A 14,649-nucleotide genomic window follows, 5' to 3' on the forward strand; every position below is an offset into this window, starting at 1 on the left:
TGTGTTGCTGATGCAAAGTGGGTATATGATAATTGTAATGGATCAAGGATTTATATTTTTGATGGAGCCTATAAAGCAGATGATGCACGAAAGGGACCGCTTGGAAAGAAGGCACTGACACCATTAAGAGGAGCAGCTAAGTTTTACCTACAGATCCGGCAGTATAATAAAAGAATATAAATAGTAACTATTCGGCAGCCTGCTTCCTGCGAGATACTGAACAGTTACGATAGTTATTAAATAAGCCCCTTGCTTCAATTGCAAAAAGCAATAAGCAAGGGGCTATTTATCTGACAATATTTGTTAAACAATTGTAACTATTCAGCAAGTCTGCAGCTATCCCGTAACTGTGAAGGTACTGAACAGTTACAAACAATTTAAAGCGTATAGATTAGAGAATTCCGGCAATGATGATCAGATTTCCGATGATCTTTCCTTTTGTAATCTTTTCCTTCAGAATGAAATGAGAGAGAAGAAGAACAAACACATATGCCGCTGTATCGATAACAGGACCATAGCGCATATCTACTTTTGTATAGCACCAGGTATTCAGCAGAAGAATCAGCATAAATATGGCATAGGAGAGAATTACCCGGAAATTGAGATATTCCCGGATTCGGTTTTCATATTTGATATTTGCGCTTTGTTTTAGAAGTATCTGAGAGACTGCGGAGAAAAAAGTTCCTCCCAGCATAATTAAAATAAATGTTCTATTCATATCTTTGCACCGTCCATACTCCGAATAAAACTACCAGGATACCAATAATATTCTGGATAGAAAGATTTTCGTGAAAGACCACAACTGCCCAGATCTGTGACCATAAAAGATATACGCTCTTATTTGCATAGGCGGTGGACAGGGAAAATTTCTTGATTACCTGCTGCCAGGTGATCGCATAGATTCCACAGTTGGCAACCATCAGAAATAAAAAAAGATAAAGCAGAGGACTGCTCAGACCATGCCTGTTATATTGAATAGAAGCAAATTTGGAAAAAACACTTGTCAGTGAAAACAACAGAATATTTAAATGTAGCTGTATGTAATCTTTTACCTTTGACATGATACCTCCATGATAAAATTATAAAATTTGAAGAAAGGAATTTCTCTGATTCGATTAATATCAGTGTTCTTATATACAAAATATATTTGTAAATACATATGACCATACTATAAATAAGCAATAAAACCAATAAATCACCGGTTAATTTGCATATGTAGTCTATTTTACATAAAAACACCGGGAAGTCAAGGTTTTGTACCGGATGAAACTTGAAAAGGCATGGTGAAAATGATATGATAAAAATGATTGCAAAAAGATGAGAAAAAGAAAGAGGAAATGAATATGAGCTTATATTCAGTGGTTGTTCCTGTATATAATTCTGAACATACACTGGGAGAACTATATACTCGTTTGGAGAAAGTATTTCGGGAAACTCTGAAAGAAGATTTTGAGCTGATTCTTGTGGATGACGGATTTAAGGACAGATCCTGATGAGATAATGAAAGAATTAAGGGAGAAAGACCACAGAGTCCGTATTATACAGATGGCACGAAACTTTGGACAGCATCCTGCACTTTTATGCGGATTTGCACATGTAAGGGGAGAATTTGTAGTAACTATGGATGATGACCTTCAGCATCAGCCGGAGGAACTGCCAAAGATGGTAAGAACCATGCAGGAGAGACCGGATGTGGACGTTATCATCGCAAGCTATGAGGGCAGAAAACATGGTCCGATCCGCAAGCTTGGAACAAAGTTCTCGGTATGGGCAACATCCAAAATGCTTGGGAAAGATCCCGATCTTCAGATCACCAGCTATCGACTGATCCGCAGATTTCTTGTGGATGCGATGATCAAGACAAATACATACCTTCCGCAGATTGGAAATCTTTTGATCTTAAGCTCGAACCGTATTATCAATGTTCCGGTTCAGCATGCAGACAGAGCTTATGGCAAGAGCGGCTATTCTTTTAAGAGACTGGTAAAGGATTTGATTTATGACATCACTGCACATACCGCATTTCCACTTCTGTTGGTTAGAAATATTGGAATTGTCAGCTTTCTGACAAGTGTAATAATGGCGATTTATTATCTGGTAAGGTATTTTACCATGGGAGTGTCTGTACAGGGATGGACTTCATTAATGCTGGTTATGCTGGCATTTTTTGGCCTAATCCTGTTATCAATCGGAATTATGGGAATTTACTTGATGAATATTCTTAACGAAGCGAAGAAAATGCCGCATTATGTAATACGTCAGGAGGATACAGACGAATAATGGCGAAGGAAATCGGTGGATATTTTCAACTGGAAGAAATGCCGGGTAAGGAATACTATTCTGATTTATATAGGGTGAACCTCGGAAGAACGGCTTTGTTATGGCTGTTACAGAGCCGCAGATGCAAGAAAGTTATTCTTCCTTATTTTCTGTGTGAATCTGTAGTGCATACCTGCCAGGAGAATCAGATACAGACAGAATTTTATCATCTGAATGAGAAACTGGAGGTTATCTATCCCAAGAAGCAGCTTACAAACGGGGAGTATCTGTATCTGGTAAACTATTATGGACAGCTGACAGATTCTAAGATTCTGGAATATAAAAGAATTTATGAAAATATTATTGTGGATCACACCCATGCATTTTTCCAGAAACCGTTAGAAGGAATTGATACGCTTTATTCATGCAGGAAATTCTGGGGTGTCAGTGACGGGGCTTATCTGTCAACAGAAGCACAGCTGACGGAGAACAACATACCGGATTATTCTGCAGAGCGTATGAAACATATTCTGGGACGCTATGAGCAGGATGCGGGAACATATTATAAAGATATGCTTGCGAATGCAGCGAAGTATGATGGAATGGAAATCAGGCAGATGTCCAGACTTACACAAAATCTGCTAAAAGCGGTGGATTATGACAGTGCGAAAGAAAGAAGAGAGCAGAATTATCAGATTCTGAGAGAATTGCTTCCATCAGAGAATATATTCAATGAAATCATACCGGAAGGACCTTTTGCCTATCCATATTTTCATACGAATGGTCCTGAACTTCGCAGGCGCCTTGCAGCAAAGAAGATATTTGTACCTACTTACTGGAAAAATATTATTGAGAACTGTGAGAAAAACAGTCTGGAATATACCTGGGCGGCCAATATTCTGCCATTGCCATGCGACCAGCGCTATGATGCAGAGGATATGAAATATATGGCGGCTGTTGTCAGAGAATGTGAGGAATTGGAATGAAACATAAAGTACTGATTCTGGGTACGCTCGGAGAGTTTACAGAACTGGTTCAGAAAGCGAAAAAAAGAGGCTATGAGGTTGTTGTATGTGACGGCTATCCGGATGGTATCGCGAGGAAATATGCAGATAAGGATTATACGATCCCTGTGACGGACATTGACTCTATTGCTCAGATGTGCAGAGAAGAAAAGATAGATGGGATCATTACATCATTTTCAGATTTGCTTTTAGAATGTATGGTAAAGATCGCGGCAAAGGCCGGGCTGCCTTGTTATCTGAAACCTGAACAGCTTCCATGGTACAGAGATAAATCTGCGTGCAGAGAAGTGCTGGATAAGCTTGGGCTGCCGACACCGGGATTTCGCAAAGTGCCTGTAGATTTACTGAAACAAGGCTCTGAGGAGGAGATACAGAAATCTGTTTCAGGTCTGCAATATCCACTTATCAGTAAACCACTGGATAAATATGGCTCAAGGGGAATATTTATCATTCACGACCAGGATGAAATTGTTACCAAAGCATTGCAGACAGCAGAATATACAAACTGTCAGGAGATTCTGATCGAAGAATACAATGATGGATTTGAATTTAATATGATGACATGGGTCATGGATGGAGAAGTAAATGTAATCAGCATTGCAGACCGTGAGAAAACGGAAGTGGAAGAGGGAATGCTTCCAATCAGCACCCGGAATGTTTATCCATCCAGGTTTTTGTCAGAGGTTGAAAAGAATGCCACAGATGTTCTGCAAAAATATATCCGGCATACAGGACAGATGGAGGGAGCATTGTCTATGCAGTTTTTCTGGAAACCGGATAAAGGAATTCAGGTCTGCGAGATTGCGGGGCGTTTCTTTGGCTATGAGCATGAGCTGACAGATATGGTATATGGATTTTCGATAGAAGAACTTCTGCTGAATTATCTTTATGAGAAAGATAAGATACAGACAATGTTTGCACAGCATGATATTTGCTCTCCTTCGAAGTATGGGGCTGTGCTGTATTTTCAGGGAAGACAGCTTCAGATTGCCGATCAGAAAGCAGCATATCAGCTGGCACAGGAGAGATGCGTTGTAAAACCATGGATCTTTTATAAAGAGGGAGAAAACGTGATAGAATACGGACCAAATCCGTATCTTGCGTTATATTATATAGAAGCAGATACCCGGGGACAGCTGGAGAAAGAAACCAGGAAATTTTTCAATGAAATGAGTATCCGGGATTCAAAAGGGCAAGAAGTAGCCTACAGAAATAAGATACCTGAATATGAGAAGGAAAAAGAAAACAGATGATTGATTTTAACAGACCTGCTTTTACCGGCAGGGAAATTGACTACATCCGTGATGCAGTGCAGAGAGGAATGCTCTGCGGAGACGGAGAATATACGAAAAGATGCTCTCAGTGGATGATGGAGCATTTTAATATAAAGCATGTCATGTTAACGACATCATGTACACATGCACTGGAAATGGCAGCACACCTTTGTGACATCAAACCGGGAGATGAGGTGATCATGCCGTCTTATACATTTGTGTCAACGGCGGATGCATTTGTATTAAAGGGAGCGAAGATTGTATTTGTTGATATCAGACCGGATACAATGAATATTGATGAGAAACTGATCGAGGCAGCAGTCACGGAGAAAACCAAGGTGCTCGTGCCGGTTCATTACGCCGGAGTTGCCTGTGAGATGGATGCGATCATGGCAATTGCAAAGAAATATAATCTTAAAGTTGTTGAAGATGCGGCCCAGGGAGTGGACGCCTTTTATAAAGGCAAAGCGCTTGGTACGATTGGAGATTTTGGCTGTTACAGCTTCCATGAGACAAAGAATTATACTATGGGAGAGGGCGGAGCAATCCTCTTTAATAATGATGAATATCAGGAAAAAGCAGAAATTTTGAGGGAAAAAGGCACTGACAGAAGTAAATTTTTCCGGGGACAGGTAGATAAATACCGGTGGATGGACTATGGATCTTCTTACCTTCCAAGTGAACTGAATGCAGCATATCTGTACGCACAGTTGGAGGAGCGTGAAAAGATTTTCAATAAAAGAATGGAAATCTACAATTATTATAATAAAAACCTGGCGCATCTTGCAGCTGAGGGCAAGATTGAACAGCCATATGTGCCGGAACAATGTAGCCATAATGCACATATGTACTATATTAAAGTTCGCGATATCCAGGTAAGAACACGTCTGATCAAGTATCTGAGGGAAAAAGGAATCTGCAGCGTATTCCATTATGTACCGCTTCATTCTGCTCCTGCCGGACAGAAATTTGGCAGATTTTCAGGGGAAGATGTTTATACTACAAAAGAGAGCGAACGTCTGCTGAGACTGCCGATGTTTTATAATCTGGATATGGAAGATGTGAAATATATCACAGATACGATTGCTTCATTCGATGAGTTTTGATTTTATTCAACAAGAGGATATATTATGAAAAAATGGAAACATTTATGTAAGGCTGCAATTCTCGCAGGTGTGATCGCAATGACATCTGTACAGATCTGTAGTGCTGCGGAGGTAACGACGCAGACGGATACAACATCTGAAACAGGCGTACAGAGTGCTGATGCGGCAACAGCTCCGGCAACTATTTCAACAAATGAAATTTCCGGCTGGCCGACAGGTCCGGAGATTACATCAGAGACAGGCGTGCTGATGGATGCGGACAGCGGAGTCCTTCTGTATAGCAAAGGCGGAGATGAGATTCGTTATCCTGCAAGTATCACGAAGATTATGACGCTGCTGCTTGCTGTGGAGAATTGCTCAATGAAAGAAGATGTGGTCTTCACCGAAACCGGAACACGCGACATCAGCTGGGATTCAGGAAATATCGGAATGCAGGTTGGGGAAGTAATGAGCATGAAAGCATGCCTTTGCGCACTTATTATCCGATCGGCAAATGAGGTTGCAGCTCAGATCGCGGAACATGTAGGCGGTACGGAACAGAATTTTATTGATATGATGAATCAGCGTGCGGCAGAGATTGGATGCACGAATACACATTTTGCAAATGCAAGCGGTCTTCCGGATCCAAATCATTATTCTACAGCACACGATATGGCACTGATTATGCGGGAAGGTCTTAAGAATAAGAAATTCCGCAAGATCATTGGCATTACAGATTATACGATCAAACCGACAAACATGAACAGTGAGTCAAGGGTGCTGCATACACATCACCCGATGCTTGCGCCGGAGAGCAGCTATTATTATGACGGATGCATTGGCGGCAAAACAGGATATACCAGCGAGGCGGGCAATACTCTTGTAACGGCCGTTGAGAAGAATGGAACTACTTATATTGCGGTCACCATGAAGGCGGCAGATCTTGCAATCGCCAGCACAGATTCCACAGCGATGTTTAATTATGGATACCAGAATTTCACAAAGCTTCAGGTAAATGGTGGAGAAGTACTTGTCCCGAATGGCGTGACTGTGGATAACCTGACTGTTAGAGAGGAACCGTCAGATGGAGAAATCATAGATAATTATTATTATGGAGATTATATGGTAGGAAGTGTAACGGTTCCTGAGGCAACACCGACACCAGAGCCGGCGGCAGATACTGTTTCGGAGAATGGAACAGCGGATTCGTCTGATGCTGGACAGTCAGTGGGAACGGATACGTCCGAAAGTACAGATGAAGAAGTTCAGGAGAGTTCTCAGAATTCAAAAAGTTCTGCAGGGATACCGCAGCTGCGAAAAATACTGCTGGGAATAGGTGCTGCGATGATCCTGCTGCTGATTATTCTTCTGATCGCATTGTCGAAGAAAGAGAAAAAATATTATAGATAAACAGAAAAGAGGAAAACAAAATGGGAAAAATTAAAGTAACAGAATGTGGTGGAATCAAGGGATTAAAAGTAGTAGAGCCTACAGTTTTCGGAGATGCCAGAGGATATTTCATGGAAACTTACAACTACAATGACTTTAAAGAAGCGGGAATCGATGTTGAATTTGTGCAGGACAATCAGTCCAGTTCCCACAAAGGCGTGCTCCGTGGACTTCACTTCCAGATCAATTACCCACAGGATAAACTTGTACGTGTTGTAAATGGAGAAGTATTTGATGTGGCTGTAGACCTTCGTGAGGGTTCCGAAACCTATGGAAAATGGTTTGGCGTTGTACTTTCTGCTGAGAACAAGAAACAGTTCTTCATTCCTAAGGGATTTGCACATGGATTCCTTGTACTTTCTGATCATGCGGAGTTTGTTTACAAATGCTCTGATTTTTATCATCCAAACGATGAAGGCGGACTGATCTGGAATGATCCGGATATCGGAGTAGAATGGCCAATTCCGGAAGGAATGGAATTAAGCTTTTCTGACAAAGATACAAAATGGGGAAGCTTTAAGGATTACCGCAAATAGGAGAACGAGAGATTGGATACGATTTTTTCTTTACCAAAGGATATTTATAAAAACAGACGGCTTGTGGCAAAGCTGGCAAAGAATGATTTTAAGACAAGATATGCAGGTTCTTATCTGGGAATCGTATGGGCATTTATTCAGCCTGTGATCACGATTCTTGTATATTGGTTTGTATTCTCTGTAGGCTTTCGTTCAGGAACCGGAGATCTGGGAGTTCCGTTTGTTCTCTATCTGGTTGCCGGTATCGTGCCATGGTTCTTTTTCCAGGACGCACTGATCGGCGGAACGAACTCTCTGCTGGAATATAATTATCTGGTAAAAAAAGTAGTTTTTAATATCAGTGTGCTCCCGGTGGTCAAGATTATTTCTGCGATGTTTGTACATGCATTCTTTGTATTGTTTACGATTATTCTGTATGCAGCTTACGGGAAGTTGCCGGATCTTTATTATCTGCAGATTATTTATTACAGTGGATGTGTGTTTCTTCTGGTGCTTGGATTATCCTATGCTACCAGCGCAATCGTAATCTTTTTCAGGGATCTGACACAGATTATCAATATTGTGCTTCAGGTAGGTGTCTGGCTAACACCAATCATGTGGATCGTTGAGAATACTCCTTTACAGGGGCATCCGATTATTATGAAGATTCTGAAACTGAATCCAATGTATTATATTGTTTCCGGATACAGAGACACATTTCTGATGAAGACCTGGTTCTGGGAACATGCAGGCTGGACCATTTATTTCTGGGTGTTTACGATTTTGTGTTTCGTATTCGGAGGATGGGTATTTAAACGTCTGCGCATTCATTTTGCGGATGTTTTGTAATGACCTGAAAATCCGGAATACCTGTCAGCTGATTTGTTTGTAAAAGGCTGTCAGGTGCCCATTTGGTTATAGGTAAGTAACGAAGCGGATGATGATCCGCCTGACCGGAAAGGAAATAATGTGGAGAACAAGAAAGTAATTCAGGTGAAAGATCTCACCAAGATGTATAAATTATATGATAAGCCTTCAGACAGATTGAAAGAAGCGCTTGGGCTTACCAGAAAGAAACTCTATAAAGAGCATTATGCACTTCATGATGTGAATTTTGATATTTATGAGGGCGAATGCGTGGGAATTATCGGAACCAATGGTTCCGGTAAATCAACGATCTTAAAGATCATCACAGGTGTTCTGACTCCTACTTCGGGGGAGGTGAAGGTAGATGGAAGAATTTCTGCCCTGCTGGAGTTAGGTGCCGGATTTAATATGGAATATTCCGGACTTGAGAACGTATATCTGAATGGAACGATGATCGGTTTTTCAAAAGAAGAGATAGATGCCAGACTGGATGATATTCTGGAATTTGCAGATATTGGAGATTTTATTCATCAGCCTGTCAAAACATATTCCAGCGGTATGTTCGTGCGTCTGGCTTTTGCTGTTGCAATCAATATTGATCCTGAGATTCTGGTCGTAGACGAGGCATTATCAGTAGGTGATGTATTTTTCCAGGCAAAGTGTTATCATAAATTTGAAGAATTTAAGAAACAGGGCAAGACGATCCTCTTTGTAAGTCATGACCTCAGCAGTGTTTCAAAATATTGTGACAGAGTTGTGCTTTTGAACAAAGGCGTGAAACTGGATGAAGGTTCACCGAAGCAGATGGTCGATCTTTATAAACAGCTTCTCGTAGGTCAGAACCCTGTAAAGCAGAATGAATCCGCAAGTGAGGAACAGATTCCGGCGGAGAACAGCGAGGAGTTGGGAGATTTCCAGATGAATCCGAATATGCTGGAATATGGAAGCCGTATCGCAGAGATCACAGATTTCAGAGTGATTGATGACAAGGGAATGTGCTCCAATACGATAGAGAAAGGCAGCGAATTCAAAATCCGCATGAAAGTCCGGTTCAATGAGGATATTCAGGAACCGATCATGGCATATACATTCAAAAACATCCAGGGTACAGAAATCACAGGCACGAATACCATGTATGAGAATGCTAAAGTTGAGCGTTCCGGTAAGGGTGATACATGTACGGTAACATTTACCCAGACGATGAACCTTCAGGGTGGCGAATATCTTTTGTCATTTGGCTGCACCGGATATAAGAATGGAGACTTCACAGTGTTCCACAGACTTTATGATGCATGTAATATTACGGTGATCTCCAGCAAGAATACAGTTGGTTTTTATGACATGGATTCTAAAGTGGAAGTTCAGTGTGGGGAATAGCCTGTAACTTTTTGATGCCGGTGACAGGATATAGGAAAGCGTGTTTGAAACACGTTTCAGGACGATGCAGTGAATAAAAATCAGCGCGAGGGAAATATATGGAAGAAAAAATCGGAAAAGTAATTCTGGATACTACGTGCTATCCGGGAAAGGATTTATATAGTGATGGTGCGATAGAAGATGAAATGCTTGCAATTTCCAGAGATTTTGCACCGGAAGAATTTAACAGAGTGATCAGTGAACGGGAGAGCTGGCCGATTCTTTATCATTTCTCTCATATCAGAGAGAATATTTTAAACTGGCTTCCATTTACCGGAGAGGAAAAGGTCCTGGAGATCGGTTCCGGATGTGGGGCCGTCACAGGTGCTCTGTGTGAGAAAGCGAAAGAAGTTACCTGTATTGAGCTTTCGATGAAGAGAAGCAAGATCAATGCATACCGACATCAGGATCAGGATAACCTTCGGATTCTTGTGGGAAACTTTCAGGAGATAGAGAAGAATCTGACAGAAAAATATGATTATATTACCCTGATCGGTGTGTTTGAGTATGGGGAATCTTATATCCAGAGTGAGAACCCATATGTGGATTTTCTTAAGATCATATCCAGACATCTGAAACCGGATGGAAAGATTATTCTGGCCATCGAGAACAGACTGGGACTGAAATACTGGGCCGGATGTACGGAAGATCATTTCGGAACTCTGTTCGAGGGAATTCAGGGATATCCGAATACAAAAGGTGTCAAAACTTTTTCAAGAAAAGAATTTAACGGGATTTTGCAGGATGCCGGAAACTTAAAGGCAGATTGGTATTATCCATATCCGGACTATAAATTTCCAATGATGATTCATTCAGACAGGCATCTCCCGGCTGGTGGAGAACTGCATATGAAAGATTACAATTTTGACAGACTGCGGCTGGGACTTTTTCAGGAATCCCGGGTCTATGATACACTTCTGAGCAATGATATGTATCCACAGTTTGCCAATTCATTTCTTCTTGTGATCGGAAAAGAACAGCCGGAGATGGCGCCGGTTTATGTGAAATTTTCCAACGAAAGAGATCAGAAGCTTTCCATTTATACGAAGATCGATCAAACGGCAGACGGAAAACTGACTGTAAAGAAAGCGCCTGCACACAAGAAAGCCGTAGAGCATATCAGGAATCTGAGAATCATTTATGAGACTCTGACGGAGATGTATAAAGAAGAGGGAATTGAGGTCAATCAGTGTTCGTTAAAAGATAACTGTGCAGAGCTGGAATACCTGACAGGAATCACACTGGAAGATAAGCTGGATCATCTTCTGGAAGAGGGCAGAACAGAGGAGCTTGAGAAATTATTCTTTACTTATATAGGAAAAGTAAAGAACATTCATGAAAGGAAACCTTTTGAGAAAACGAAAGGTTTTGTCAGGGTGTTTGGAGATGTAAATCTGCGTTCTGATCTGAAATGCGCAGAAATTTCCAACATTGATTTCGTCCCTGCAAACATTATTCTGTCAGATGATAAAGTATCTGTTATTGACTATGAATGGACATTTGCATTCCCTGTGCCATCTCAGTATCTGGTTTACCGCATGATCTTTTATTATCTGGAACTGAATGATAAACGCAGAGTGTTAAGAAACCTGAACTTTTATGAAAAAGCAGGAATTACTCCTGAAGATATAGAAATATATGTTGAAATGGAACACAATTTACAGGCATATATTCTGGGAAAACATACAGCAATGCGGAATATGTATACTCAGATTTCTCCGGGAAGGGCAGAGATTGAGGATTACTACAGAGAGAAGAAGGAGGAAACTCTGGAGAATCTTCAGATTTTCTGGGATAACGGAAAGAGTTTTAATGAGGCAGATTCTGTAAGATATCTGTTTAAAAACAGGAAAGTTTGTGTGGAATTTAAACTTCCTGAAAATACAAGAATGCTTCGCCTTGATCCGGGAGAACTGGCGAAAGGACTCAAAATCAGCAGGCTTACCTGGGAAGATGGAAATTTTGTTGATTTCCATACAGATGGCTGTGAGGTAGAAAATGGAGAATTTTATTTCGGAGGGGATGATCCGCAGATTATCGTGCCATCTGTTCCTGAAAACAAAAAATCCATGAAGATTGAAATGGAAATTCTGGATGAGAAGAAAACAGAAAAGAAATTCTGGAAGATCTATACAGAACAGAAAAGAGCAGTGGATCAGCTGAGACAGGAACTTGAGCAGAAGAAAGCATTGGTGGATCAGGTAGAACGCAGTAAGGCATGGAAACTGTATCGTACGGTAAAAAGGGTTTAGTTATGGGAAATATACTTTGGAGTGTAGACAAAAGAATATACAGTGATAAAGAAAATCATACTCTGACTATTACCGGCTGGGCCGTAGCCAGAGAACAGAAAATATGTAATTTTTCTCTTTATGGTTCAGGAAAAGAAATTTCTTTTCCTGAACTTTCGCGCTATGAAAGAACAGATGTGGCTGATAATCTAAAAGAAACAAAAGGGATAAAAGAAATAAAAAACGCAGGTTTCACAATAAAGATACCGGAGATTCTGCAGCTTGCACAGGAACATGAAAGCTTACAGCTTGTACTGCAGGCAGGAAATGAAAAGGAAGTTATCTGGGAAGCATCTGCGCAGGAAATAAAGAAGTTTTGTACAGAAAGTCTTATCGAGTATCATATCGACGAAGAGCAGATCACACAGGGAAATATCCTGACGATCAAAGGCTGGGTCGTAAATCAGATGGATTCTGATGATGTATTTGTTCAGAATTCGGATGGAAAAGTTCTGGAATGTACGATCACCAGACAAAGACGGCCGGATGTGGAAGAGGTAAAGGGAATTCCAGAGGCGGAAAAAAGAAATCTCGGTTTTTGTATCACAGTGAATCTGGAGAATATACACAGCCAGAATATCTGCATTTGTTTCCGTGGTCGGGACATACAAAAAATATATAAGATAGATGTAAAGAAGCTAAAGAGAGAAAATACAGGTTTTTATCAGCAGATGAAACTTCTGTCCCTGGAAAACAGACAGAAAAACCATGCGTATATAAAAGAAAACGGAATTGGAAGATTTTTCCGATATGTGAAAAACTCTCAGCTTAAGGATGGAGAGCAGGAATACGAGGACTGGCTGAAAGACCATGAAGCGTTTAGAAAAGAACTGAAAAGACAGAGAAATGCGATATTTTCTTATATGCCTTTGGTGAGCGTCGTGATCGTTCTGTCAGACACAGATGTAAAATCTCTGAGCAGTGTGATCGATGCATACATGGATCAGACGTACAGTAACTGGCAGCTGTGTCTGGTGGATGTAAATCAGGGAGAAGAAACCGGAGACTTTTTGCGGAAGAAGTACAAAAAAGAAATCCGGTTATCTTATAAAAAAATCACAGAAGATAAAGGCGCTTCTGAGAATCTGAATGCAGCGCTGAAACTCGCAATGGGAGATTACATTTTATTCTCTGATCAGAAAACAGTACCGTCACCGGATGCTCTTTTCTGGATGATCAAGGCAGTTACTGAGAAGAAAGCAGATATGATCTATACAGATGAGGATGAAGTAAGTACAGATGGAAAGCATCATTACGATCCGAAATTCAAACCGGATTTTAATCTGTTCCGATTAAGAGAGAATAATTACATCGGGCAGTTCTGGGCAATCCGGAGAGACGTGCTGGAACAAAGCGGAAAGTTTCGTCCGGAATATGATGGGGCTCAGAATTTTGACATGATTTTAAGATGCTGTGAACAGGCAAAAAAAATCGTGCATATTCCAAGAGTCCTCTGCCACTGCATGGAAAATGAAAACGGAGAATCTCACAAACAGCAGAAAGCCTGGGAGGCAGGAAGAAGAGCACTGGAAGATCATTATAACAGAACACAGCTTCCGGCAGTTGCAGAGCCAGCAGATAAAGCAGGATGGTACAGAACTCATCTGGCAATTCAGTCAGAGCCGATGATCTCTATTATTATTCCGAGTAAAGATCATATTAATGATCTGGATTTATGTGTTTCTTCCATAGAAGAAAAAACGACCTGGAAAAATTATGAGATTATCATCGTAGAGAATAACAGTGTAGAGAAGGAGACATTTGTATATTACGAAACGCTGAAAAGCAGATATCCAAATGTCAGGATTCTTACGTGGAAAAAGGAATTCAATTACTCAGCAATCAATAATTTTGCCGTAAGAGAGGCACAGGGAGAATATCTGTTATTCCTCAATAATGATGTTGAGATCATCACGGATTCATGGCTTGAGGAAATGTTACAGTTTTGCCAGCTAAAAGGCGTCGGAATGGTTGGTGCGAAGCTGTACTATCCGGATGATACGATTCAGCATGCCGGTGTTGTGGTAGGTCTTGGCGGTGTTGCAGCTCATGTTTTATGTAAACTTCCAGGGGATGCAGAAGGATATATGGGACGACTGCGCTGCGTGCAGGAAATGAGCGCAGTTACAGCCGCCTGCATGATGGTAAAGACTTCTGTTTTTAAAGCAGTTGGCGGATTTGATGAAGAATTGAAAGTGGCGTTTAATGACATTGATCTTTGCATGAAAGTAAGAGATAAAGGAGAGAAGATCCTGTTTACGCCGTATGCAGAACTGTATCATTATGAATCCAAGTCCAGGGGAATGGAAGATACACCGGAAAAGCAGCTGCGTTTCTCCAGAGAGGTAAATTGTTTCCGCAGAAAATGGGAAAGAGAACTGTTAAAAGGGGATCCTTATTACAACCCAAATCTGACGTTGAATAATACAGACTGCTCTCTGAGAAAACTGGAGAGAAATGGAGATTGA

At 40.9% G+C, this 14,649-nt stretch carries 14 protein-coding genes; 12 read left to right on the forward strand and 2 right to left on the reverse strand.

Features of this window, described 5'->3' with window-relative positions; genetic code table 11:
- Positions 1–180: hypothetical protein (locus tag AC058W_RS01825; RefSeq protein ID WP_479389638.1), on the forward strand; the 180-nt coding region annotated here is incomplete at its 5' end.
- Between the two features lie 211 nt (positions 181–391).
- On the opposite strand, the gene AC058W_RS01830 is transcribed toward AC058W_RS01825, so the two are convergent.
- Together AC058W_RS01830 and AC058W_RS01835 are read right to left on the reverse strand one after the other, a co-directional pair.
- On the reverse strand, positions 392–718 hold the full coding sequence (locus tag AC058W_RS01830) for an EamA family transporter (RefSeq protein WP_479389639.1): 327 nt from the start codon (positions 716–718) through the stop codon (positions 392–394).
- A complete protein-coding gene (locus AC058W_RS01835) occupies positions 711–1,061 on the reverse strand; it encodes an EamA-like transporter family protein (protein WP_117676175.1) in 351 nt (116 codons plus the stop codon). The genes AC058W_RS01830 and AC058W_RS01835 overlap by 8 nt, the downstream gene beginning before the upstream one ends.
- 282 nt (positions 1,062–1,343) lie before the next feature.
- Here AC058W_RS01835 and AC058W_RS01840 point away from each other — a divergent pair, with 282 nt between their 5' ends.
- From AC058W_RS01840 to AC058W_RS01890, 11 genes are all read left to right on the forward strand, one after another.
- Positions 1,344–1,493 carry a glycosyltransferase gene (locus AC058W_RS01840; RefSeq protein ID WP_479389640.1) on the forward strand — a complete coding sequence of 50 codons (150 nt, stop codon included), beginning with the start codon at positions 1,344–1,346 and terminating at the stop codon, positions 1,491–1,493.
- A complete protein-coding gene (locus AC058W_RS01845) occupies positions 1,468–2,280 on the forward strand; it encodes a glycosyltransferase (protein WP_479389641.1) in 813 nt (270 codons plus the stop codon). The genes AC058W_RS01840 and AC058W_RS01845 overlap by 26 nt, the downstream gene beginning before the upstream one ends.
- Complete coding sequence (locus tag AC058W_RS01850) at positions 2,280–3,245, forward strand: hypothetical protein (protein WP_117676172.1); 966 nt, start codon at positions 2,280–2,282, stop codon at positions 3,243–3,245. Before AC058W_RS01845 ends, AC058W_RS01850 begins: the two co-directional genes overlap by 1 nt.
- Positions 3,242–4,537 (forward strand): ATP-binding protein, encoded by a 1,296-nt coding sequence (locus AC058W_RS01855; protein ID WP_181977693.1) that lies wholly within the window; start codon positions 3,242–3,244, stop codon positions 4,535–4,537. Before AC058W_RS01850 ends, AC058W_RS01855 begins: the two co-directional genes overlap by 4 nt.
- The gene (gene rffA, locus AC058W_RS01860; RefSeq protein WP_117676170.1) at positions 4,534–5,664 is read left to right on the forward strand and encodes a dTDP-4-amino-4,6-dideoxygalactose transaminase; all 1,131 of its coding nucleotides are present in this window, start codon (positions 4,534–4,536) and stop codon (positions 5,662–5,664) included. Before AC058W_RS01855 ends, rffA begins: the two co-directional genes overlap by 4 nt.
- A 24-nt stretch (positions 5,665–5,688) precedes the next feature.
- Positions 5,689–7,053: a D-alanyl-D-alanine carboxypeptidase family protein gene (locus tag AC058W_RS01865; protein WP_340283890.1), complete on the forward strand. Its 1,365-nt coding sequence runs from the start codon at positions 5,689–5,691 to the stop codon at positions 7,051–7,053.
- A 20-nt stretch (positions 7,054–7,073) separates the two neighbouring features.
- A complete protein-coding gene (gene rfbC, locus AC058W_RS01870) occupies positions 7,074–7,628 on the forward strand; it encodes a dTDP-4-dehydrorhamnose 3,5-epimerase (protein ID WP_117676167.1) in 555 nt (184 codons plus the stop codon).
- A gap of 12 nt (positions 7,629–7,640) precedes the next feature.
- The gene (locus AC058W_RS01875) at positions 7,641–8,456 is read left to right on the forward strand and encodes an ABC transporter permease (protein ID WP_117676166.1); all 816 of its coding nucleotides are present in this window, start codon (positions 7,641–7,643) and stop codon (positions 8,454–8,456) included.
- Positions 8,457–8,576: 120 nt separating this feature from the next.
- A complete protein-coding gene (locus tag AC058W_RS01880; protein ID WP_117676164.1) occupies positions 8,577–9,851 on the forward strand; it encodes an ABC transporter ATP-binding protein in 1,275 nt (424 codons plus the stop codon).
- A gap of 98 nt (positions 9,852–9,949) precedes the next feature.
- Positions 9,950–12,142, forward strand: coding sequence for a class I SAM-dependent methyltransferase (locus AC058W_RS01885; protein ID WP_118629908.1), 2,193 nt, complete (start codon positions 9,950–9,952; stop codon positions 12,140–12,142).
- 2 nt (positions 12,143–12,144) lie between these two features.
- The gene (locus tag AC058W_RS01890) at positions 12,145–14,649 is read left to right on the forward strand and encodes a glycosyltransferase family 2 protein (protein ID WP_182438284.1); all 2,505 of its coding nucleotides are present in this window, start codon (positions 12,145–12,147) and stop codon (positions 14,647–14,649) included.

It is taken from the genome of Blautia sp. CGZ-1-C1 (assembly GCF_056504575.1).